Origin of the sequence: Tistrella mobilis (assembly GCF_039634785.1) — a bacterium.
GTDB lineage: Bacteria > Pseudomonadota > Alphaproteobacteria > Tistrellales > Tistrellaceae > Tistrella > Tistrella mobilis.
In genome coordinates, this window is the sequence record NZ_JBBIAB010000002.1 from 429,552 (window position 1) to 450,841 (window position 21,290).

Here is a 21,290-nt window from a genome sequence, read left to right on the forward strand (position 1 = left end):
CGGAATGGCCTGGTTCCATACCGCCGCCGGGCTGGTGATCGCATCCGACCGCCCCTTGCCGGCGGCGGCCGCGCCCGCAGCTGTCACCGCCGACCTCGCCACCGCCGACCTCGTCATCGCCGATGCGGCCGATCCGCCCGGGATCGGGCGCGGCGGAGATGCATCCGGGCCGAACTGGTGCATCCGCCGCTGGAGCGGGGAAGGCGGGCTCTGGATGATCCACGAGCCCGACGGCCGGGCGGTGTGGATGACGCGTCCGGACCGGCTGAACGTCTATGCGCCCGACCCGGTGTTGCGGGATCTGGCCTGGACGACCGCCGCCGGTTCGGGCCTTGTCGCGGCCCTGCTGGTCCGCGGCCGGCTGCCGCTGCATGCCGCCGCCGTGGTGGTGGCGGGGCGGGCGATCCTGATCGCCGGCGCCAGCGGCCGCGGGAAATCGACCCTGGCCGCGGCACTGATCGGGGCCGGCGGGCAGGTGATCGCCGATGACATGGTCTCGCCCGTGGTCGCCGACGGGCGGGTGACCGTCACCCCGGTTCTGCCGCGGCTGCGGTTGATGGCGGATGCGGCGCAGGCCCTGGGCTTCACCGGGCCGCCGGCGCCGGATGGCAAGATCCTGGTCGCGCCCGCGGCCGATCCGGCGCCCGATCCGGTGCCGGTCGCCGGGATGCTTCTGCTGGGGCCCCGAACCGACGGCCCGGCCCGGTTGACCCGCCTGGCCGCCCTGGTCGCGCTGCGGGAGATCGGCGCGCAGATCACCGGCGGGCCGCGCACCCTGCCGCTCTACGGCGTGACCGCGCGATTTTCGCAGGCGATGCTCGATCTTGCCCGCCACATGCCGGTGCTGACCCTGTCCCCGCCCGAGGGGCTGGACCGCCTGGCCGACCTCGCCCGTGCCTTGCCGGAGATGATCCAACGGGACGGTGCTGCATCATGACCAGAGCGGCGGCACTGATGGCCGAAGGCCGGCGTCGCGCGCTGTCGGGCGGGCTGGACGAGGGCGTTCATCTGCTGCACCGGGCGCTGGCGATCGATCCCGCACCCGGGATCCGCGAGACGCTGGTCCGGATCCTGCGCTGGTCGCGCCGCTTCGACGAGGCCGATGCGGTGCTGGCGGCGGGGCTTGCCGACCGGCCGGATCATCCGGGCCTCCGGGCGCTGGCGGGGGAGAGCGCCCTGCGCCGGCGCCGCCCGACCGAGGCCGCGGCCCATATGGCGGCGGCCTCGGCGATGACGGCGGATCTGTGCCGCATCGCCGGCAGCGCCCGGCTGCTGCTGACCGATCTGGCCGGTGCGGTGGCTGCCTGGGACCAGGGGCGGCGGCTCGATCCGGCCGACTGGCGGCTGGCGGGCAATATCCTCTATGCCGCCAATTGCGATCCGGCCATGACCACTGCCGGGCTGCGCCGGCGTCAGGATGCGGTCTTCGCCGGCATGTCCTGGCCGCGCCGGCCGGCGCCGCGGCCGCGGGCCGCCGATGGCCGGCTGCATATCGGCTATGTCGGCGGCTGTTTCGCCAATCATGCCGCAGCGCGCGTGGTGCTGCCGATGATCATGGGCCATGACCGCAGCCGTTTCCGGATCACCTGCTATCCCACCCTGCCGGCCCCGGTCGATCCGCAGCTGCTGCGGCTGCGCCTTGCGGTCGACGGCTGGTGCGGGCTGGCGGGGCTGGACGATGCCGCGGCGGCCGACCGCATCCGCGCCGACGGCATCGACATTCTGGTCGATCTGGACGGCCATGTCGGCGGCAACCGGATCGGGATCTTCGCCCGCCGCCCGGCCGCGCTGCAGATCCAGGCCTGGGGCTATCTGCCGGGCACCGGCCTGCCGGTGATGGACGGGCTGGTGACCGACCCGGTTCTGCTGCCGCCGGCCGAGCGTGTGGATCTGCCCGCTGCGCTCCGGGCGCTGGACGTGCCCTGTCCGACGCTCGGCACGCCGCTTGCCGCCCCGCCCGACGGGGATCCGCGGACCGGCACCGATGCCGTCCTGCGTCTGGGCTGCCCCGCGCGGCTGGAAAAGCTGTCCGACAGCCTGCTCGATGCCTTCGCCGCCATCCTGACGGCCCGGCCCGCCACCGTGCTGGTGCTGCAGGACGATCTCGTCCTCGACCCGGCGATCGGGGCGCGGCTCGATCGCTGGCAGGAACGCCACCGGCTGGCGCCGGCACGGGTGGAACGGCTGGCGCGCGGCGTGCCGTCCGACTATCTCAGCATGATCCGCAGCCTGGATCTGGCGCTCGACACCTGGCCCTATTCCGGCGGGGTGGTGACGCTGGATCTGCTGTCCCAGGGCGTGCCGGTGGTCACCATGGGCGGTGACCAGGCCTGTTCGCGCACCACGGCCTCGATCCTGGGCTGCCTGGGCCCCGAGGGTTTGGTTGCAGAAGGCCGCGCGGCCTGGGTCGGGCGGGTGCTGGCCCTGATCGACGATGCGGAGGCCCGCCGCGCGCTCAGGGCCGGGCTTCGCGCGACCCATGCCCCCCGGCTGGCGGCGGCGATCCCCGCCACCATCCGTGCCTTCGAGGCGCAGCTCTTCAGCCTGGCCGGCGGCTGAGCGGCGGCGCGGCCTGGCCCATCCGGCGGCGATGGGCATGAGCCAGGGCCTCGGCACTGCCGAAGCCGACCAGACGGGCGGCCTCTTTGACCGTGTGCCCGGCATCCAGATGGCGGCGGGCCTCGGCCAGGCGCCAGGCCGTCAGCCAGGCGGCGGGGCTGGTGCCGAGGGCGGTGCGGAAGGCGGACATGAAGGCGCTGCGCGACATGCCGGCGATGTCTGCCATGTCTTCCACTCGCCAGGGCCGCTCCGGTGCCTCGTGCAGGGCGGCCAGCGTGCGGTGCAGCCGGGGGTGGGACAGGCCGGCAAGCAGGCCGGGGCCGTCGGCGCCGTCGGCGACGGCGCTGCGCAGCAGGCGGATGACCGCGGCCTCGACCAGCCGTTCGATCATGCCCGCGGCCCCGCAATGGGGATCCTGCCATTCGGCGACCAGCGCCCCCAGGATCGCCCCCAGCCGCGGATCATGGCCGGCCGGCAGCAGGATCGTCCGGTCCAGCGCCGCCAGCAGCGGATTGCCGGCGCCGCCGAAGGCGATCGCGGCCAGCAGCAGTGGGGGGCGGTCGGCGAGGGCGGGGCGGACATCCACCGCATCGAACAGCGCCACCGGGGCCGCGGCATCGCCCGCCAGCGCGAATTGTACCGGGGGCCCGTCCAGCCCGGCCGCCCCGCGCAGCGCCGTGACCCGCAGCGGAAAGCGGCGCAGAAAGGCCGACAGCCGGTCGATGCGCAGGGCGCCCGGGGCTGTGCTGTCGTCAGGACTTTGGATCAGATCTTCAGGACCATCCATGTCCTGAATTCTGGAAGGATGATTTCATATCGTCAAGACGTCCTGTCCATCCAAGGAGGTTGCCCCATGCCGCTTACCCCCCGCGCGCCGGTGCCGGCGCTGGCCGTCGACACGCTCGCCCATGGCCGTTTCGACATCGCCGCCGCCCGACCGGAGCGCATGACCCTGATCGCCTTCTATCGCGGCCTGCACTGCCCGATCTGCATCACCCAGCTGAAAGAGCTGGAGCGGCTGGTGCCCGACTTCGCCGCCCGCGGGGTGGAGCTGATCGCAATCTCGTCCGATGATGCCGATCGCGCCCGGCAGATGGCCGAACGCGCCGGCGTCTCGGCCCTGCGTCTGGGCTATGGGCTGGATCTCGCCACCGCCCGGGCCTGGGGGCTCTATATCTCCGCCGGCCGCGGCACCACCTCGATCGGCATCGAGGAACCGGCGCTGTTCTCGGAACCCGGTCTGTTCCTGGTCCGCGCCGACGGCACGCTCTATTACATGGCGATCCAGACCATGCCCTTCGCCCGGCCACCGGCGAAAGAGCTGCTGGCGGCGCTCGATTTCGTGATCAAGGCCGATTATCCGGCCCGGGGCGAATACCAGGGCGCGCTCTGAACGGAAGCGATCTGAACGGAAGCGGCCCGGCCCCTGAATAGGGCGCCGGGCCGTGTCATGGATGCGACGCTGCCGTCAGGCGCCGGCTTCCGCCTTGGCCTTTTCCTGGTTGCGCAGGATGAAGCGCTGCAGCTTGCCGCTCGGCGTCTTGGGCAGTTCGTCGACGAATTCGATCTCGCGCGGATAGGCGTGGGCCGACAGCCGGGCGCGGACATGGCGGCGCAATTCCTCCGCCAGTTCGGGCGTCGGCTCGTAAGCCGGCTTCAGCACCACGAAGGCCTTCACGATCTCGGTGCGCTCGGGGTCGGGCTTGCCGACCACGGCGGTCTCCACCACCGCCTTGTGCTCGATCAGCGCGCTTTCCACATCGAAGGGCCCGATGCGATAGCCCGACGAGGTGATGACGTCGTCCGACCGGCCGACGAACGAGATGCTGCCGTCCTCGTTCAGCTCCACCGTGTCGCCCGACAGGTAATAGCGGCCGCGCAGCGACTTCGTGGGCATGTTCCAATAGCCCTGGAACCAGAATTGCGGCGAGTTTTCGCGGTCGACCGCCAGGATGCCGGGCTGGCCCACGGGCAGTTCTTCCAGCGTGTCTTCATCCACCACCACGATGCGGTGGCCGGGCACGGCGAAGCCCGCGGCGCCGGCCTGGACCGGGTGGTCCAGATCATGATGGTTGCACAGCACCATGCCGAGTTCGGTCTGGCCGTAATGATCGTGGATCACCGTGCCCAGATGTTCGGCGAACCAGCGGATCACCTCGGGGTTCAGCGGCTCGCCGGCGCTGGAAACCGCGCGCAGCCGGCCCTTCACGCCGTCCGCCAGTTCGGGGCCGGCGGCCAGAAGCAGGCGATAGGCGGTGGGGGCACCCGCCAGATTGGTCACGCCCAGCTTCGCGATCAGCCCATAGGTGCTCTCGGCCGTGAACGGCCCGTCATAGAAGGTGGTGGCGACGCCCATCGCCAGCGGCCCGGTGACTGCGTAATACAGGCCATAGGCCCAGCCCGGATCGGCGATGTTCCAGAACACGTCGTCGGCGCGCAGCCCCACCGCCAGCTGCATATAGCCCTTGAAGGCGGCGATTGCGCGCAGCGGCACCATCACCGGCTTGGCCGGGCCGGTGGTGCCCGAGGTGAACATGATCAGGAACGGATCTTCGCCCTGGCGCATGACCGGCGCGAAATCCGGGCTCTGCGCAGCCAGCTCGGCGTCGAAATCCAGATCGCCGGCACCGGCGCCGCCGCGGATGACCGCGATGGTCGCGGGCACGCTCAGCTCGTTCAGCTTGTCGCGGTTCTGCGCGTCGGTGACGATCAGCTTCGTGCCGGCGGTGGCGGTGCGATGCTCGATCGCCTTGGGGCCGAAGGCGGTGAACAGCGGCTGATAGACCGCGCCGGCCCGCCAGGTGCCCAGAATGGTGACCAGCAGTTCCGGCACCCGCGGCAGCAGCCCGCCGACCCGGTCGCCGGGGCCGATGCCGCGCGCCGCCAGCAGGTTGGCGAAGCGGCCGGCGGCCTCTTTCAGCGCCCCGAAGGTCATGGTGCCGCCATGGCCGTCGCGGCTTTCATAGCGCAGCGCCACCCGCTCGGGATCGGCGGCGGCATGGGCGTCGCAGCACTCCACGCAGGCATTCATCGCGGCAAGATCGCCGGCCAGCGACTGGCGCAGCATCGCTTCGAAATCAAAGCCTGCGGCCGCATCTGCCCAGGACTGGGTCATCGGTTGTGTCTCCCCCGGTTCACGAGTGACGGTCCGCCGCTTGTTCCGCAGCGTGACGTTCCGGGCGAAGGTATGCACCGGGCCCCTTGTCGGCAATGGCCGTTCGGGTCACGCCATGCGATATGTTGCGTCATATGGACCCGAGATGAGGGAGGGTTGCGCTTCGTCGGCCTTTCTGGAATCAGCGGCGGCCGCTATATCCGGCCGGCGGCGTTTTCAACATCTTAGGCATGATGGGGACAGATGTAGATTTGAAGGGAGAGGGATCGATTTCGAAAACGCTCACCGCGATCTGCTCATTTCCATGCACATGTGCAATGAGCTGTTCATGCTTGCGGAGAGGGATCTGCGCCGTTGAGCCGCCGAACTCGCCTGAGTTAGCGAGCACCACCGGCTGGTACATGTGGAAGTGCAGTGCCGCCACCATGTTATCGAAAGTCTTCACATCCTGATTCAAGGCGGCGACCAGGAACATGTCGGATGTATTACGTAGGTCAGCGGCGAGGTCTAGATCGGTGGCATCATAGCAAATAGCCGCTGCGATACGGGTCGGAGAGTCGGTGCCGACTGGAAATTCAACCAAGTTTATGTATGGGCGGTAGCCAATCACTCCCAATTTTATTTCATCTGGAATTGGATGCTGTTTGCCTTGCAAGACGTACTGGAACGAGCGGCCTGATTTCTGTGATTGGGTGCGAATCAGCCACAAGCCCTGATTCACCACGCCCCCAGCCTTGTTCGAATGAAGAAACGTCAGACCAGTGAAAATCGTGGCGCCGACGGCATCTGAAAGTCGTTTCAGCAGATCGACATCCTTCCAATGAACGGCCAATTCGGGAAACAGAATGATGTCGACCACCGGTGCATCCGCCTCAGCCGATCCGGGCTTTGCCGATGCCCGGGTGTTGATTGTCTGGCGGGCGAGATTGCAGATCTCTGCCAAGTGCCGGCGATGTTCAGCCAGGGCTCTTGACGTCCAGTACGTTGGATTGCTTGTGCTAAACTCGCCTCGGCGTGGACGCATCGGCTGAACGATGGCTACGCGCAATGCCCGGTTCGCCGGCGGCTCATGGTTATTGACCGGTATAATGTATATTGGCGTCTTGCTTCGGTGTCCAAACAGCTTTCGTTGCTCGGCGATACGGCTCTGGATAATCGCGCGGAGTTCGGTGGCGTTGCGCACGTTGCCTGCTGCGGATACAGCGTTGTCCCGATGTTCGATGCCCGGCCATTGCAGGAGTGTCGACAACAGACTGGAGAGCCATGGCGATATCGGTCCCGGCTCGTCAAGTAGCGCGCGCCCCGAGTTTACCAGGCTGAAGCGCCGTTTGAACCCAGTGGTGCGCAAGCCGCTGTATGGGCCGACGTCTTCAGTGACAAGGTAGTGACTGCTCGTGAAGTCAAATTCACCGGTCAACGCTGAACGCAGGATTCGGCCTAATCCGTATAGCCAGGCTTTACGCGGAGCTACCCATTGCGGGCGTGCGTACAGGGGATGTGGCTCATTCTCTGTCTCGATCGATATCACACGCAGGAAATTAGGCTGCGTAGGCAATTGCGATAACTTTGACCAGTCGTTGCAGTGCATGTTGACATGGCCGGAATTTGCTCCATTCGCGAGATGATTCTCTATTTCGGGATAATTCAGCAACGCATCCGCGAGCATGAGCAGTGCATTTTCCTGATTGAACAGATTATTTGTCTCGCTAGTGACGTTTAGGAGCAACCGGGGCCCCTCTAGCCGTGCGGGGCGTTTCCGGGTGCTGCGTGGTCGTTTGCTGGCGTGGATCAACGCTGAGGGAACAAACATGCGCCAGTTTGATGCCCGCTGCCCGTTCAATGCTGCGATCAGCAAGTCCGGGCGGGTCATGGTCAGAATCTGCACGATATACCTGCGGATCGTTGGGTCGGTCGTACTCCGCAGTCCTTGCGACAACCACGTACAGAAGCGTTGCGGGTTCGGCTGCATCGCCTGCATCACGATCGCCAATGGCAGGAAAAACCTCAGCTCCTCATTTTGGACTCGTTTGAACTGCGCGGCACGATGCAGCGCAACGTATCTTTTAAGTTCCTCTGAAATTTCGCTTGGCTCACACATGGACGTGTCACCAATGGATGCCAGATAGAGGTAGGCTTGCTGGCAGAGAAACCACGGAGAATCAGGGCGATCGGATAGAACGCGCCGGGCGATGAGCCGTAGGTTCTCTCGATAGCCGTGAATGTCCACGCCGTCAGGATATTCTTCCGGATCAAGGAAACCGGTCTCCGTCGCCCCCGCACGTAAGAGGTCCGTCAGCACATACTCAGCCACGCACACTTGCTGGCGATCGAAAGTAGTCAAGTTGTCCGGCGCGCTGAACAACTTGACAGAGAGCGCTTCAATGACCGGATCGAGCAGATATGGATGTGGAAACAGGCCCAGCCCACATCGCAGCAGCGAGACCAGTGCTGGGTTTTCGGCCCAGCATTTTATGAGTTTGCGCGCTGTCGTCTCGAACTCATGTGATAAGAGCATACCCTGTGTCACCTGCTCCCCGATGACGGCGCCGGAATCCGCCGGGCTGTCCAGTGCCGTCATCGCTAGACGTTCCCGCATCGATTTGACAAGACGGGCTGCGACAAACCGTTTGACAGTATCGTCCCGCACGTCGGTGTTGGGCACAGTAATGATGGCCAGCGATAATCGGGACGGCTGGGGGGGCGGGGTGCTTTCAATCTGCTCGGACATGTGCAATAGCCCGTCAAGGCCACCCGCCACCTGTGCCAGAGACTCCAGATCGAAGGTGCCACTCAGCTCTGAGTTGATCATGTCCATCAGCGCGGAGACATAACGTTGCGCTGATATCGCTTGGTATGGTGTGGCTGTTGATTTTTCGAGCGAAAGTCCGAGGATCTTATTGGCACCAATTTCTTGGCAGTGCTCCTTAAGCTTCGAGCCCACAAATTTATTTACTAATTTTAGTATGTTGTTTTTCATTTCTCCTGTGGGCGCGGTCTTGGCTTCGACAACAAGGCGCATATCATCGACATATCGGCAGTAGTCAAGTAACCTTACACCATCACCAATATCCTCAGCGCCTGAGGCCAATCCCTGCATCTTATGGTCGAATTTAATCAGATAGGCGTTCGCAAAGAATCCAGACGCAACCATTCCTTGGGGTAATCCGAGATTAACTTGGGGTAATCCGAGATTAACATTTTCATTCTCCCCAAATATTGAATGGTATTTTTGGTCTTTTGAACTCCATTTCCACGCAAATATTTTTTTTGCTATTTCCCAAAATTCGGAATCTGATCGTTCAGAATCAGGTAGATTGTAGTATTTTTGATAATCCTCCTGCAGAGCCTTTAACTCTTCGATAAGCGCGGCACAGTCTATATTGTCAAAGAAGGATCTTATGTCGAGGGAGATAATAAATAAATCACACCCGGGTCGGTGCTGGTATGCTAATTCTGCGCAGATCTGACGAGGTCTTGCAAGAAACGCTCGATAATCCGAGAAATATTGGTTGTACGTTTTGCTGTTTCCCCACGGAAACTGAGCGCGAGATTTTTCAGTGCCGGTATCGGTCGTCCACGTGCAGCACAAGCGGTTGCCGTAGCTTACGACTTTCGAATCACCACATGTCGTATCGCCTTGCGCAGATTCGACAGCCTCCGCTAGGCACATCATAACAGCGGTGGCGAAGGTCTGGTCGCGGATGGACATGTGAGCCAAGGGCCGCAGCTTCAGGTTTGGTGATTCATCTGCCGATTCCTCAGAAGATCCGCCTACGCGAGCCGCGTCGCTGGGCGTCCAATCACCGAATTGTGGATCGGCGCCAGTGGTGCCGTTACCGGGAAACCACCATCGTGAGTTCTTGGGTGCGGGCACGAGCCGCAAGTCGTCCGGCGTAAAACCGGGGCGAGAAATTTCTTCTTGCCAATCTTTTAAATGATTCTCTAGGTCAATTGTCGATGCGTCCAATTCTAGAACGTCTGCATACCAATTGTGACGACGCATGTAGGTATGCGTCTTCTTCCAGGCCTGCGCCAGTACAACGAAATCGCACAGCTTTTCGCCCTTCGGCGGGAGGCTGTGGTATTTCTCATCGATAATAGACATGCGAATATTCCCCTGGGTTTAATGCCTGCGCCAGGCCGATAAACTGCCGGCAAGGCGCCTCATGACCGGGCGAGCTTGCAGTTCATATGCCAGAATCAAAACTGAATCACGCACAACGCGAGGGATAAGGCAAGAGTGATCGCATAAGACAGACTGGCGGTGCGTGGTGCGAGACTGGCTGCGATGTCTAAAATCTCTTACCTGTCTCGGCGTACCTCTGACATAGAGAATGCTGGATGGTACAGGCTGTCGGCGGTCATCATAACGAGCGTGGCCTGCCTCGACCGTAAAACGACCGTTCGAATTATGTTGCCGCGGGCGACGTCGCGGGCGAGGATATGCGCCACGACAAGAAACAGACCGGAGGATTGCGCCCGATGTCCGCTTCGCCGAAGCTGCCCGAGTTCCGGACCCTCGATTATGCGGTCGAGGACGGGGTCGCGATCGCGACCTTCAACCGGCCCGAGAAGATGAACACCTTCACCTCGGCCATGATGTACGACCTGCTGCACCTCTTCGACGTCACCGATGCCGATGACGATGTGCGGGCGGTGATCGTCACCGGATCGGGCCGGGCCTTCTGTGCCGGTGCAGATCTGGACAGCGGCGGCGATACCTTCGATTTCGATCGCCATGCCGGGCGCAAGAACCAGATCGCCGGCGTGCATCGCGACGGCGGCGGCCAGGTGACGCTGCGCATCTATGACAGCCTGAAGCCGGTCATCTCGGCGGTCAACGGCGCGGCGGTGGGTGTGGGCGCCACCATGCAGCTGGCGATGGACATCCGGCTGGCATCGACCGCGGCCCGTTTCGGCTTCGTCTTCGCCCGCCGCGGCATCACGCCCGAGGCCTGCTCGTCCTGGTTCCTGCCGCGGCTGGTGGGCATGCAGACCGCGCTGGAATGGGTTTACACCGGCCGGGTCTTCAGCGCCGACGAGGCGCTGAACCGCGGGCTGGTGCGTTCTCTGCACGAACCCGACGATCTGATGCCCGCCGCCCGCGCGCTGGCGCGCGAGATTGCCGACAACACCGCCCCGGTCTCGGTGGCGCTGGCCCGCCAGATGATGTGGCGCCTGCACACCGCCGATCATCCGATGGAGGCGCACCGCGTCGACAGCCGCGCCATCGTTTCGCGTGGCAAGACGGACGACGTGACCGAGGGCGTGACCGCCTTCCTGGAAAAGCGCCCCGCCGCCTTCCCGGCGAAGGTGTCGACCGACATGCCCGATTTCTATCCCTGGTGGCCGGATCCCCGTTTTCGCTGATCCCCGTTTTCGCTGATCCCCGTTTTCGCTGATCCGCGCTTTCGCTGATCCGCTCACCGCCGAACGCCTCACCTCAGACAAGAGCGACTCCCGCCCGATGGCCGATACCGAGATCCTGTTCCGCCCCTTCGACCTGGGGCCCCTGCACCTGCCCAACCGCATCGTCATGGCGCCGATGACCCGGTCCTTCTCGCCGGGCGGCATCGTGAACGACGATGTGGCGGCCTATTACCGCCGCCGCGCCGAGGGCGGGGTGGGGCTGATCATCTCGGAAGGCACCGGCGTCGCCCGGCCGGCCTCGCTCAACGATCCCAACGTGCCGCGTTTCTGGGGCGAGGCGGAGCTGGCCGGCTGGAAGCGGGTGATCGACGAGGTCCATGCCGCGGGCGGGCTGATGGCGCCGCAGCTCTGGCATGTGGGCTCGGCCCGCAACCCGATGACCGACTGGAAGGCGCCCGGGCCGATCGACAGCCCCTCGGGCCTGTCCTCGCCCGGCAAGCGCTTCACCGAGCCGATGACCGAGGCGGCGATCGCCGACACCATCGCGGCCTTCGCCCAGGCTGCCGCCGATGCGCAGCGCCTGGGCTTCGATGCGATCGAGCTGCACGGCGCCCATGGCTATCTGATCGATCAGTTCTTCTGGTCGGGCACCAACGAGCGCAGCGACGGCTGGGGCGGCGAAACGCTGCCGGAACGCAGCCGTTTCGCGGTCGAGATCCTGAAGGCTGTGCGTGCGGCGGTGGGCCCGGACTATCCGGTGATCATCCGCCTGTCGCAGTGGAAGCAGCAGGATTTCACCGCGCGCCTCGCCAATACGCCCGACGAGATGGCCGCCTGGCTGGAGCCGATGGCCGATGCCGGCGCCGACGTTTTCCACTGCTCTCAGCGCCGCTTCTGGGAGCCGGAATTCGAGGGCTCGGAGCTGAACTTCGCCGGCTGGGCGCGCAAGCTGACCGGCAAGCCCACCATCACCGTCGGCTCGGTCGGGCTCTCGGGCGAATTCGTCGCCGCCTTCCGCGGCGAGGGCTCGGAACCGGCCTCCCTCGACGGGCTGATCGAGCGGTTCGAGCGCGACGAGTTCGACCTGGTTGCCGTCGGCCGGGCGCTGCTGAAGGATCCGGACTGGGTCGCCAAGATCCGCGACGGCCGCAGCTCAGAGCTGCAAGCGTTCACGCGTGAAGCCTTGGGCATACTCTATTAATCTCGTCTTGATTGGTTTTTCACGACATTTTCTCGGAAAGGACGCTGGCGGTGGCGGCAAAAAGGGGGTCTTGTGAAAGAGCCCCTTGCGTCCCGTTTGTTACCGGAGGTCGTCCGTGCCCAGGACCACCGTCTTCACCGTCACGTCCTGCATGCTTCTTGCCGCCTGCGGAGGGGGCCGTTCCGAGACGTCCTCTTTCGCCCAGCTGTCCGGGCCCTGGTCGGCACGGTTCTCCTGTGCCGACGGCTCGGCGCTGAAGGTTCGTTACGAACCCGATCATGCCGTCATCCGCACCGGCGATGGCGAAGGGCTGATCCTGCCGGTGGTGGAGCCCGGCCGCTACGAGACCAATCGCAACGCCCTGCTGCTGAGGGGCACGGGGGCGGCCTGGATGGTCGCGGGGCGGGTGACCGACTGCACGGCGGCCTGATCGCGACCTGCCGCCGTGAGCATTTCCGGGCCGCGCTTGCGCTTGTGCCCGGGACGGGATCTGCTGGCCGGAGACCACGAGGGAGGTTTCCGGTCATGTCATCCCCGATCTGGGGCCGCCTGGCCCCGTCCGTTTTTCTGGCCGGCATGATTGCCGGCTGTGCCGCCGAACGCGACCTGCCGCCACCCCCGCCGCCGGCCCCGGATCCGGTGGCGGCGTCACCTTCAGAAGATGTAAACAGCGTCTACACCGCAACCTATGTGTGCGATGATGGCACGCGTCTCGACGTGCGCTTCATCAACGGCCCGACGCTGGAAGACAGCCGCGCGGTCGTGTCCACCGGCGAGGGCGCACCCCTGGTTCTGCCCCAGAAGATCGCCGCCTCGGGCATCTGGTACGCCACCCCGCGCCATGAACTCCGCGGCAAGGGCCGCGACGCGACCTGGACGGTCGGCCGCCGCGCCGCCGCCCATTGCCAGGCGACGGATTAGTCCGCGATCGCTTCCCGGGGCCCGCGATCCCATTACCACGGCACCGTGTCGCCAAACCGGTCGATGAAGCGCAGCCCGGGCCTGCCCTGCTGCGCGATCAACGTGTCGACCAGGGTCGGAATGGTCTCCTCCATGCTGAACGGTGCGCCGGGCCCACCCAGCCCGGTGCGGATCCAGCCCGGCGCCATCAGCACCAGCGCGCGCGGATCGCCGGCCTGACGGGCGGCATAGCTGCGCATGAGCTGATTGAGCGCCGCCTTGCTGGCGCGATAGACCTCGAAGCCGCCCCTGGTGTTGTTGGCGATGCTGCCCTGGCCCGACGACATGACACCGATCAGGCCATCGGCCTTGACCAGGTCCTGAAGCCCTTCGACCGTGCGCATCACGCCCAGGGCATTGGTCAGCATCACCTGCATGAAGTCTTCGGGTGCAACCCGGGCGGCCGGCGTGGCAGCGTCCCGATTGGCGGTTCCGGCATTGACGAACAGGATGTCCAAAGCGCCTGACGGCAGCCGCTCGCGCAGCGCCCCGATCTGTGCGGGGTCGGTGATGTCGAGTGGCGCGATGGTGATCTGATCGGGCCAGGCATCGGCCAATGCGTGCAGGTCCGTCCGGCCGCCGTCGCGGACGGTGCCGATGACATGCCATCCCTTCCCGACGAAGGCGGCGGCCATGGCCTGACCAAGACCGCGGGAGGCGCCGGCGATCAGGATCGTCTTCGGCTTTTCCGTGGGCAGGTTGCTCATCTGCGGCTCCTTTCATCCGTGCCGTCCGATTATGCCGACGGTCATGACATGCACCACGCGCATCAGATACAAACGTTCATTGCACCAGACGCCTTGCGTCCTGCCGCGCCGGGGATGAGCCTGCCATGACCGCGATCGATCTGAACCTGCTGACCGCTCTCGACGTTCTGCTGGCGGAGCGGAGCGTGACCCGGGCTGCCGGGCGCCTTGGTCTCAGCCCCTCGGCCATGAGCCGCACATTGGCGAGGCTGCGGGCGGCGACCGGCGACCCGCTGCTGGTGCAGGCCGGGCGCGTCCTGGTGCCGACCCCCCATGCCGAGCACCTTGCCGGACGCCTTCCTGTCCTTGTCCGCGAGGCGCGTGCCGTGCTGACGCCGGCGGCGGGGGATCCGGATCCGGCGTCACTGGCGCGAACCTTCACGATCCGCGCCAATGAAGGCTTTGTGTCGCTCTTCGCCGCCGGGATCGTCGCTGCGATCACGCAGGAAGCGCCACTGGTCCGGCTCCGTTTCGCACCGAAGGCCGACAAGGATGCGCGCCCGCTGCGCGAGGGGTTGATCGACATCGAGGTCGGAACGACCGGCGCCTCGGCGCCCGAGATGCGCAGCCAGATGATCTTTCGCGATCGCTTCATCGCTGCGGCCCGCCACGGCCACCCCGTGTTCGACGAGGTGATGACGCCCCAGCGCTATGCCGCCTGTGGCCATGTCGTCGCGTCGCGCAGGGGGGCCATGACCGGCCCGGTGGACGAGGCACTTCGCGCGATCGGCCTGGAACGCCGGATCGTTGCGGTGGTGCCGGGTTTCCTGGATGCGCTGACGGTTGCCCGCCGGTCCGACCTGGTCGCTCTGGTACCGCGATCCTGCCTCTTGCACGGCCAGGTGGCGCATGGGCAGGGGGCGGCGCAGGGCCTGCAGGGGTTCGACCTGCCCGTCACCACACCCGACCTGGCGATCAGCCTGATGTGGCATCCCCGTCTCGACGCAGACCCGGCACACCGGTGGTTCCGGCAGGCATTGATGGCGGTGTGTCGGAAGATGATCTGACGCTGACCGCCACCCCTCCCGGCTTGCAGATCATCGTCGGCACCGGCAGAGTGACCGGCGGGGATGGAGACGGGCATTGGGCCGGGACAATAAGGGACAGTGGAATGATCAGTGGTGCAGACATCGCCGCCGGCAGGGCGGGTGGGCTCAGGATCGGGCCGGAGGTGGTTGTGGATCCGGCGGCCCGGATCGATCGCTCGGCGGCGATTTTCGGCAAGGTGACGCTGAAGGCCGGCGTGTCGGTCTGGATGAACGTGGTCTTCCGGGCCGAGATGTTCGAGGTGGTGATCGGCGAGAACACCAATATTCAGGACTTCGTGATGGTCCATGTCGGCAACAAGGCCGGCACCTATGTCGGCCGCAACTGTTCCATCACCCATCATGTCACCATCCATGGCTGCAGGATCGGCGACAACGTGCTGGTCGGCATCGGGGCCACCATCATGGATGACTGCGTCATCGGCGAGAATTCGATCATCGCGCCGCAAAGCTGCCTGAAGGAAGGCACGGTGATCCCGCCCAATTCGATCGTGGTCGGCACGCCGGGCAAGGTGGTGCGGACCCGCGACAATGCTGCCGCCAACCGGCTGAACGCCTTCCTCTACCGCCGCAATGCTGAAGCCTATGCGGAAGGCGATGACCGTTTGTGGTCGCGCGACAGCTTCCATGCCGAGATGGAGGCCGAGATCGCCCGCATCGCCCGCGAGGCCGACTGACCGGAGACGCCGCGCCCGATCAGAGATCCGAGACCTTGGGCCGCCGCGCCGCCGGGGCCGGCGGATCGGCCAGCAGGCGGGCGCCGCGGCCGCGGGCGGCGGCGCTTTCGTCGTAATAGCGGGCGGCGACCGCGATCGACCGGTGCAGCGACTGGGCCATGGCCTGCTGGATCGGCACGTCGCGGTTGGCCGCCTCGGTCATGAAGCCGGATCTCAGGCCATGGGCGCTGATCTGGCGCGGGTCCAGCCCGGCCTGTGCCGCGCGGGTCTTCACGATCCGCGCCACGGCCTGGCCGCTCAACCCATCCAGGCCGCGCCGGCCGAAGCCGCGGCCGTCGGGGGTGATGCGCGGGTTGCCGTGGCGGTCGATCGGCACGAAAACCGCGCCTGCGCGGATGCCCGAGGCCTGGAGCCAGGCATCCAGCAGCTCCACCGGCCGGCCGATCAGCCAGACCCGGGCCCCGTCGACCGCGCGGGTGGTTTTGGTGCGGGGCAGGGCGATGGTCATCGCCGGCAGCCAGCCTGCGGCCGTGCCCTCGGGCGTCAGCGCGCCGTCCGGGGCGATTTCGGCCGGCTGCGGCCGTTCCCGGCGCAGATGTTCCATCCGGATCATGCCGGCCTCGCTGCGCCGCCGCCCGCCCGAGGCCCACATCACCGCCAGCAGGGCGGCATCGCGCGCCGCGCGCAGCGGCTCGCGGTCGATATCGATCTCGCAGGCCTGAAGCAGGGCTTCCAGCGTGTCGGCCAGAACCGGCGCCTGAGCCTTGCGGCCGGGCATGTAGGTGGAGGCGCGCATCAGCTTGCGCCGCACCTCGCGCACGCCGGGGTCTTCGGTGGGCGGCTTCAGCCCGCGCATGCGGTGCAGCGAGGCCCAGCTGGCCAGACGGCGGGCGACGGTGGCCGGGGCAGCCGGCCCCGCCTCGCGCTTCAGCCCGGCGGCCAGCAGCTTCTCTTCCACCGCCCGCGGCATGCCATGGTCCGGATTGCGGGCGCGTTCTTCCGCATCGTAGAGGTGATGGACCATGAAGCGGACCACCGCCGAAGGGGGGGCCGGCCAGGGCAGATGCTGGCCGCCATTGGCCGCCGCCCACCAGCCGGCCAGATAGCGGGCATCCTTGATCAGCGCCAGACGGCTGTTGGCGGCGATGCCCGCGCCCAGCAGCACATGCAGGGTCTCGCGCTCGGCCTCGTCCAGATCGCCCAGCCCGCCGGTTTCCACCGCCCCCGGCAGCCCGGCCTCGACATGGTCCTGGGTTGCAACCAGCCGGGCGGCCGGCCGGATCGGCTCGTCGGTCAGCACGACCTTGCGGCGGCCGCGCCGTGGTGCGGCGCCATTGCCCGCACCACCCCTGGCCCCACCGGTCCCACTGCGCCCGGACCCTGCCGCCATGCCGTATGCCTCCATCTTCCGCCATCCGCACCGCTGCGGATCCGTTCCGGCTTCAGGCTAGGCGTTCCGCGGCGTCCGGTCAAATTGCGGGGGGAGATCGGGATGGAGGCGGTATGCATGGAGTGTCACGAATTGCAGGGCTTCGCGAAAATTGCGATGGGGCATTGTAAAGATCATGTTAGTTTCCAGTCATAGATCGGAACAGAACGGATCGGCGCACCCCCCGTGTCCAGATGGTCCCCCAGCCTCGTTATCCTCTGCGCCTTCTTCGTCGGGCTGGTCCTGGCCGGGGCGGCGACCTTCCTTGCCGTCGATCAGCCCTGGACGGGGCTGCGGCTGGTGGATGACGGCGACGCCGCCCCGGCGCGAGAGCCGGGCGTGCGCATTGCCGCCGTCGCCCGCAACGGCCCCGCCGCGGCGGCGGGGGTGGCCCAGGGCATGCGCCTGGTCGCGATCGAGGCCGGCGGCCGACGCGAGGAGGTTCTGCCCGGCGATCTGATCGAGGAAAGCGACATGCTGCCGGGCTTCCCGGCGATCATCGCCTTCCAGGACCGCCAGACCCGGCTGGCCGCCATTCTGGCTGCCGACTGGGTGGAGCTGCATCTGGTCGACCCCGAGGGAGAACCGATCCGGCTGTGGATCGCACCCGCCGACAGCCGGCCGATCCTGGATCTGCCGCTGCTGTTCTGGGTGCAGATCATGACCGGCGTGGGTGCCATGCTGATCGGCGGCTGGGTTCTGGGGCTGCGCCGCGACGGCTCGGGCCCGCTGATGTTTTTCCTCAGCGCGCCGACGCTGGCGGTCTCGGCCTTCTCGTCGGCGGTCTACGGCACCCGGGAACTCGCCATCGACGGCACGCTGTTCCGGGTGCTGTCAGCCATCAACCATCTGGGCGCGGTGGGTTTTGGTGCGGCGATGATCTCGCTGTTTCTGGTTTATCCCAAGCGTCTGGTCACCGATCGGGTGCCGGTTGCGGTCGGCCTTGCCGTCACGGTGCTCTGGGTGCTCGATACCCTGCGGCTGACGCCCGGCCCCGGCTATGGCGGCTATTACGCCACGCTGATCGAAATGATCCTGATCGTCACCCTGATCGGGGTGCAGTGGCGGAAGAACCGCCACGATCCCACCGCGCGGGCGGCGCTGCGCTGGCTGGGCCTGTCGATCGTGCTGGGGGCCGGCGCCTTCACCATGGCGATGATGGTGCCGCTGACGCTGGGCACCGAACCGCTGCTTTCTCAGGGCATGGCCTTCGGCTTCTTCCTGCTGATCTATATCGGCCTCGCTTTGGGCGTGCGCCGCTATCGGCTGTTCGAGCTGGACGAATGGGCCTTCAAGGTCATGTTCTACACCCTTGGCGCCATGCTGCTGCTGGCCATGGACGGGGTGTTGATCTGGCTGATCGGGCTGGACCAGGCGCCGTCGCTGGGGCTGTCGCTGATCGTGGTCGGTTTCGGCTATCTGCCGCTGCGCGAGATCCTGTGGCGGCGCATGGTGCTGCGCCGGCCGATCGCCGATCACGAGCTGTTCCGTCAGGTGATCGAGGTCGCCTTCACCGCTCGGCCCGCCGAACGCGCCGAGCGCTGGCGCCAGCTGATCCGCACCGTCTTCGACCCGCTGTCGCTGGAACCGGCCCGGGGCGAGGTGTCGGTGGCCCGGGCCGATGCCGATGGCGTGATGCTGCTGCTGCCGCCCACCGCCGACGCACCGGCGCTGGAGGTGCGCTATCCCTGGCGTGGCCGCGGCCTGTTCGGCCCCGCGCATCTGCAGCTGGCGCGCGAGATGACCCAGTTGATGCGCCATGCCGACGAGGGCCGCGCCGCCTATGAACGCGGCGCCACCGAGGAACGCCGCCGGATCGCCCGCGACCTGCACGACGATGTCGGCGCCCGGCTGCTCACCGGGCTGCACAAGGCCGATCTGGGCGAGACCCGCAGCCTGATCCGCGGGGCGCTGGCCGATATCCGCACCATCGCCGCCGGCCTCGCCCGCGGCTCCATGCCGCTCGGCCGGGTGATCGCGGATCTGCGCCATGAAACCTCGGGCCGGCTGGAGGCGGCGGGCCTGGCGCTGGACTGGCCGCTGGACGACGGCGCCCATGACGAGCTGCCGCTGGATTATGCGGTCTACCGCAACCTGTTCGGGGCATTGCGCGAGATCATCAGCAATGTCATTCGTCATGCAGCGGCCACCACCGTCCGGATCGAGATCCGGGTCGAGGATGGCATGCTGTACCTCTCGGTGGCGGATGACGGGATCGGCCTGGTGGCGGCCGCCGCTGCGGATGCCGACGGTCGCGCAGACGCCGATGGGGAACGGCCCTCCGGCGGCCTCGGCCTCGGCAATCTGGCGCGGCGGGTGGGCGATCTGGGTGGCCGGATCGCCTTCCCCGAACAGCCGAGGGGCACACGGGTGGATCTTGAACTGCCGCTGGAGGGCACACGTCCGGCGACAGCCGGCTGACATCGGCATCCAAGCTTGAGGACACGGAATGAGCGGCAGCAGCACCGAACAGCGTATCGGTCTCGTGATCGAAGACCTGGCCCCCACCCGTGCCTGGCTGGTCGAGATGCTGACCCTGACCTTCCCGGGCATCCGGGTGGTCACGGCCGACAGCCTGGCCTCGGCCCGCACGGCCATGGCCGGGTGTTTCGGCCCGGTGGATACCGCCCGCAGCGTGCCGCATCTGGCCCTGGTCGATCTGGGCCTGCCCGACGGATCGGGGATCGAGCTGATCCGCGAACTGGCCTGCGCCCGGCCCGACGTGATGCCGATCGTCACCACCATCTATGACGATGACGGCCATCTGTTCGACGCCATCACCGCCGGTGCCCAGGGCTATCTGCTGAAGGATCAGGATGCCGGGCTGCTGGCGCAGTATCTGCGCCGGATCGAGCGCGGCGACCCGCCGCTGTCGCCCTCGATCGCCCGGCGGATCCTGGCCCGGCTGCGCAGTCCCGCAGCCCCTGTCCCCGCCGCCCCCGGTGCCACGCTTGCCCCCGCCGATCCCGACGTCACCCTGACGCCCCGGGAAATAGAGGTGCTGTCGCTGCTGGGCCGCGGCCTGCGCAATGCCGAAGTCGCCCGGCTGCTGTCGCTGAGCGAGCACACCATCGCCGGCTATGTGAAGGCGATCTACGCCAAGCTCAGCATCTGCTCGCGGGCGGAAGCGGCGCTGGAGGCGGCGAAGCGGGGGCTGGTCTGACCGCCGCCTCAATGCAGTCGGGCCCTCAACGCAGTCAGCGCCCGGCGCGCATCCGCGCTCGCCGGTAGAGCGGCGCCACGATCAGCGGCGACAGATAGAGCGGCAGCTGTCCCGCCGCCATGATCAGCTCCAGCGGCCGGTCGCCCTGGCCGGAAATCGCCGCCAGCAGCAGGATCATGTTGCGGTTGCCCGAGACCAGCGCCGCCGACAGCCGCGCCTGGACCGGGACCGGCCCAAGGATCGCAAAGCCGAAGATCGCAAAGCCGAAGACCGCGAAGCCCGTGGCCTGCAGCGCCAGGTTCAGCGCCAGCGTCGACAGGATGGCGAGCGTCATGAAGCCGGGGGCCGCGACCAGCGCCGGCCCCACCCCGTGCATCACCGCCAGCCCCACCGCCGCCACCAGCAGGGTGATGGCGGTGTCGATGGCCGGGGCCGCCCGCCGGATGCGTGGCCGGCCGATCAGCGCGGTGACCAGAAAGGCGCCGCCGAAGCTTGCCCCGATCATCACCGCCAGACGCAGCGCCGTCACCGCCGGGTCGATCGCCGCCCCGCCGCCCAGCAGCAGCGCCACCGCCGGCAGGATCACCGGCGCCAGGATATTGGTCGGCAGCCCGACCAGGGTGAGCAGGGCGACATCGGTGCCGAGCAGCACGCCATAGGCCGCCGCCGACATCATGCCCGGTGTCGCCGCGATCAGGGTCATGGCGCGCAGGAACACGTCGTCGGCCGGCAGCACCAGCCGGCCCAGGCACCAGACCAGCACCGGGCAGGCGAGCAGGATCCAGAAAATCACCACGATGCCGAGCCCCGGCCGGCGCAGCACGGCGATGAAGGCCGTGGGCTCCACCCGAAGCAGCGCCAGGAACATGGTCAGGCAGGACAGCGGCAGCAGCGCCGGATTGGCCGCGGCCGCCAGATCCGGCAGCAGAATGCCGAGCCCGGCGCCCGCCGCCATCAGCCAGGCGCCATGGCGGCGGATCAGGGCGGTGAGCGCGCCGCGGGCGGAGGGGGGCATGATGCGGCA

The 21,290-nt window shown here is 66.9% G+C and carries 17 protein-coding genes; 11 read left to right on the top strand and 6 right to left on the bottom strand.

Annotated elements, in window-relative coordinates; translation table 11 throughout:
* The first annotated feature begins 4 nt into the window (after positions 1 to 4).
* Together WI697_RS04680 and WI697_RS04685 are read left to right on the top strand one after the other, a co-directional pair.
* Positions 5 to 937: a hypothetical protein gene (locus tag WI697_RS04680; RefSeq protein ID WP_345957591.1), complete on the top strand. Its 933-nt coding sequence runs from the start codon at positions 5 to 7 to the stop codon at positions 935 to 937.
* Complete coding sequence (locus tag WI697_RS04685) at positions 934 to 2,559, top strand: O-linked N-acetylglucosamine transferase family protein (RefSeq protein WP_345957592.1); 1,626 nt, start codon at positions 934 to 936, stop codon at positions 2,557 to 2,559. The genes WI697_RS04680 and WI697_RS04685 overlap by 4 nt, the downstream gene beginning before the upstream one ends.
* Here WI697_RS04685 and WI697_RS04690 read toward each other — a convergent pair.
* On the bottom strand, positions 2,540 to 3,346 hold the full coding sequence (locus tag WI697_RS04690) for a helix-turn-helix transcriptional regulator (protein WP_345957593.1): 807 nt from the start codon (positions 3,344 to 3,346) through the stop codon (positions 2,540 to 2,542). The two genes, WI697_RS04685 and WI697_RS04690, sit on opposite strands and share 20 nt — an antisense overlap.
* Positions 3,347 to 3,412: 66 nt before the next feature.
* Between WI697_RS04690 and WI697_RS04695 the strand changes: the two genes are divergently transcribed.
* Positions 3,413 to 3,952, top strand: coding sequence for a peroxiredoxin-like family protein (locus tag WI697_RS04695; protein ID WP_345957594.1), 540 nt, complete (start codon positions 3,413 to 3,415; stop codon positions 3,950 to 3,952).
* A 75-nt stretch (positions 3,953 to 4,027) separates the two neighbouring features.
* Here the strand turns inward: WI697_RS04695 and WI697_RS04700 are convergent, their stop codons facing one another.
* Together WI697_RS04700 and WI697_RS04705 are read right to left on the bottom strand one after the other, a co-directional pair.
* Positions 4,028 to 5,674: an AMP-binding protein gene (locus WI697_RS04700; RefSeq protein ID WP_345957595.1), complete on the bottom strand. Its 1,647-nt coding sequence runs from the start codon at positions 5,672 to 5,674 to the stop codon at positions 4,028 to 4,030.
* Between the two features lie 181 nt (positions 5,675 to 5,855).
* Positions 5,856 to 9,779, bottom strand: coding sequence for a reverse transcriptase domain-containing protein (locus WI697_RS04705; protein WP_345957596.1), 3,924 nt, complete (start codon positions 9,777 to 9,779; stop codon positions 5,856 to 5,858).
* A gap of 377 nt (positions 9,780 to 10,156) precedes the next feature.
* Between WI697_RS04705 and WI697_RS04710 the strand changes: the two genes are divergently transcribed.
* The 4 genes from WI697_RS04710 (at position 10,157) to WI697_RS04725 (ending at position 13,166) form a co-directional block, all read left to right on the top strand.
* Complete coding sequence (locus WI697_RS04710) at positions 10,157 to 11,044, top strand: crotonase/enoyl-CoA hydratase family protein (protein WP_345957597.1); 888 nt, start codon at positions 10,157 to 10,159, stop codon at positions 11,042 to 11,044.
* Between the two features lie 97 nt (positions 11,045 to 11,141).
* On the top strand, positions 11,142 to 12,245 hold the full coding sequence (locus tag WI697_RS04715; protein ID WP_345957598.1) for an NADH:flavin oxidoreductase: 1,104 nt from the start codon (positions 11,142 to 11,144) through the stop codon (positions 12,243 to 12,245).
* Positions 12,246 to 12,360: 115 nt separating this feature from the next.
* Positions 12,361 to 12,675, top strand: coding sequence for a hypothetical protein (locus tag WI697_RS04720; RefSeq protein ID WP_345957599.1), 315 nt, complete (start codon positions 12,361 to 12,363; stop codon positions 12,673 to 12,675).
* 95 nt (positions 12,676 to 12,770) lie between these two features.
* The gene (locus WI697_RS04725; RefSeq protein ID WP_345957600.1) at positions 12,771 to 13,166 is read left to right on the top strand and encodes an MliC family protein; all 396 of its coding nucleotides are present in this window, start codon (positions 12,771 to 12,773) and stop codon (positions 13,164 to 13,166) included.
* A gap of 32 nt (positions 13,167 to 13,198) precedes the next feature.
* Here WI697_RS04725 and WI697_RS04730 read toward each other — a convergent pair whose 3' ends face one another.
* Positions 13,199 to 13,912: an SDR family NAD(P)-dependent oxidoreductase gene (locus WI697_RS04730; RefSeq protein WP_345957601.1), complete on the bottom strand. Its 714-nt coding sequence runs from the start codon at positions 13,910 to 13,912 to the stop codon at positions 13,199 to 13,201.
* A gap of 125 nt (positions 13,913 to 14,037) precedes the next feature.
* Here WI697_RS04730 and WI697_RS04735 point away from each other — a divergent pair, with 125 nt between their 5' ends.
* Both WI697_RS04735 and WI697_RS04740 read left to right on the top strand, forming a co-directional pair.
* Positions 14,038 to 14,958 (top strand): LysR family transcriptional regulator, encoded by a 921-nt coding sequence (locus WI697_RS04735; RefSeq protein ID WP_345957602.1) that lies wholly within the window; start codon positions 14,038 to 14,040, stop codon positions 14,956 to 14,958.
* A 104-nt stretch (positions 14,959 to 15,062) separates the two neighbouring features.
* A complete protein-coding gene (locus tag WI697_RS04740) occupies positions 15,063 to 15,674 on the top strand; it encodes a gamma carbonic anhydrase family protein (RefSeq protein WP_062764068.1) in 612 nt (203 codons plus the stop codon).
* A 19-nt stretch (positions 15,675 to 15,693) separates the two neighbouring features.
* On the opposite strand, the gene WI697_RS04745 is transcribed toward WI697_RS04740, so the two are convergent.
* Positions 15,694 to 17,064 (bottom strand): site-specific integrase, encoded by a 1,371-nt coding sequence (locus WI697_RS04745; RefSeq protein ID WP_062764070.1) that lies wholly within the window; start codon positions 17,062 to 17,064, stop codon positions 15,694 to 15,696.
* Between the two features lie 225 nt (positions 17,065 to 17,289).
* Here WI697_RS04745 and WI697_RS04750 point away from each other — a divergent pair, with 225 nt between their 5' ends.
* Both WI697_RS04750 and WI697_RS04755 read left to right on the top strand, forming a co-directional pair.
* Positions 17,290 to 19,524 (top strand): sensor histidine kinase, encoded by a 2,235-nt coding sequence (locus tag WI697_RS04750; RefSeq protein ID WP_345957603.1) that lies wholly within the window; start codon positions 17,290 to 17,292, stop codon positions 19,522 to 19,524.
* A gap of 28 nt (positions 19,525 to 19,552) precedes the next feature.
* Entirely contained in the window at positions 19,553 to 20,266 is a 714-nt protein-coding gene (locus WI697_RS04755; protein ID WP_345957604.1) for a response regulator transcription factor, read from the top strand.
* A gap of 34 nt (positions 20,267 to 20,300) precedes the next feature.
* Here WI697_RS04755 and WI697_RS04760 read toward each other — a convergent pair whose 3' ends face one another.
* On the bottom strand, positions 20,301 to 21,281 hold the full coding sequence (locus WI697_RS04760) for a hypothetical protein (protein ID WP_345957605.1): 981 nt from the start codon (positions 21,279 to 21,281) through the stop codon (positions 20,301 to 20,303).
* Between the last annotated feature and the right edge of the window lie 9 nt (positions 21,282 to 21,290).

What these genes read in the sequence shown, in the direction of transcription:
- WI697_RS04680 (WP_345957591.1), top strand. Translation starts at nt 5, where the DNA reads ATGGCCTGGTTCCATACCGCCGCCGGGCTGGTGATCGCATCCGACCGC.
- WI697_RS04685 (WP_345957592.1), top strand. Translation starts at nt 934, where the DNA reads ATGACCAGAGCGGCGGCACTGATGGCCGAAGGCCGGCGTCGCGCGCTG.
- WI697_RS04690 (WP_345957593.1), bottom strand. Translation starts at nt 3,346, where the DNA reads ATGGATGGTCCTGAAGATCTGATCCAAAGTCCTGACGACAGCACAGCC.
- WI697_RS04695 (WP_345957594.1), top strand. Translation starts at nt 3,413, where the DNA reads ATGCCGCTTACCCCCCGCGCGCCGGTGCCGGCGCTGGCCGTCGACACG.
- WI697_RS04700 (WP_345957595.1), bottom strand. Translation starts at nt 5,674, where the DNA reads ATGACCCAGTCCTGGGCAGATGCGGCCGCAGGCTTTGATTTCGAAGCG.
- WI697_RS04705 (WP_345957596.1), bottom strand. Translation starts at nt 9,779, where the DNA reads ATGTCTATTATCGATGAGAAATACCACAGCCTCCCGCCGAAGGGCGAA.
- WI697_RS04710 (WP_345957597.1), top strand. Translation starts at nt 10,157, where the DNA reads ATGTCCGCTTCGCCGAAGCTGCCCGAGTTCCGGACCCTCGATTATGCG.
- WI697_RS04715 (WP_345957598.1), top strand. Translation starts at nt 11,142, where the DNA reads ATGGCCGATACCGAGATCCTGTTCCGCCCCTTCGACCTGGGGCCCCTG.
- WI697_RS04725 (WP_345957600.1), top strand. Translation starts at nt 12,771, where the DNA reads ATGTCATCCCCGATCTGGGGCCGCCTGGCCCCGTCCGTTTTTCTGGCC.
- WI697_RS04730 (WP_345957601.1), bottom strand. Translation starts at nt 13,912, where the DNA reads ATGAGCAACCTGCCCACGGAAAAGCCGAAGACGATCCTGATCGCCGGC.
- WI697_RS04735 (WP_345957602.1), top strand. Translation starts at nt 14,038, where the DNA reads ATGACCGCGATCGATCTGAACCTGCTGACCGCTCTCGACGTTCTGCTG.
- WI697_RS04740 (WP_062764068.1), top strand. Translation starts at nt 15,063, where the DNA reads ATGATCAGTGGTGCAGACATCGCCGCCGGCAGGGCGGGTGGGCTCAGG.
- WI697_RS04745 (WP_062764070.1), bottom strand. Translation starts at nt 17,064, where the DNA reads ATGGCGGCAGGGTCCGGGCGCAGTGGGACCGGTGGGGCCAGGGGTGGT.
- WI697_RS04755 (WP_345957604.1), top strand. Translation starts at nt 19,553, where the DNA reads ATGAGCGGCAGCAGCACCGAACAGCGTATCGGTCTCGTGATCGAAGAC.
- WI697_RS04760 (WP_345957605.1), bottom strand. Translation starts at nt 21,281, where the DNA reads ATGCCCCCCTCCGCCCGCGGCGCGCTCACCGCCCTGATCCGCCGCCAT.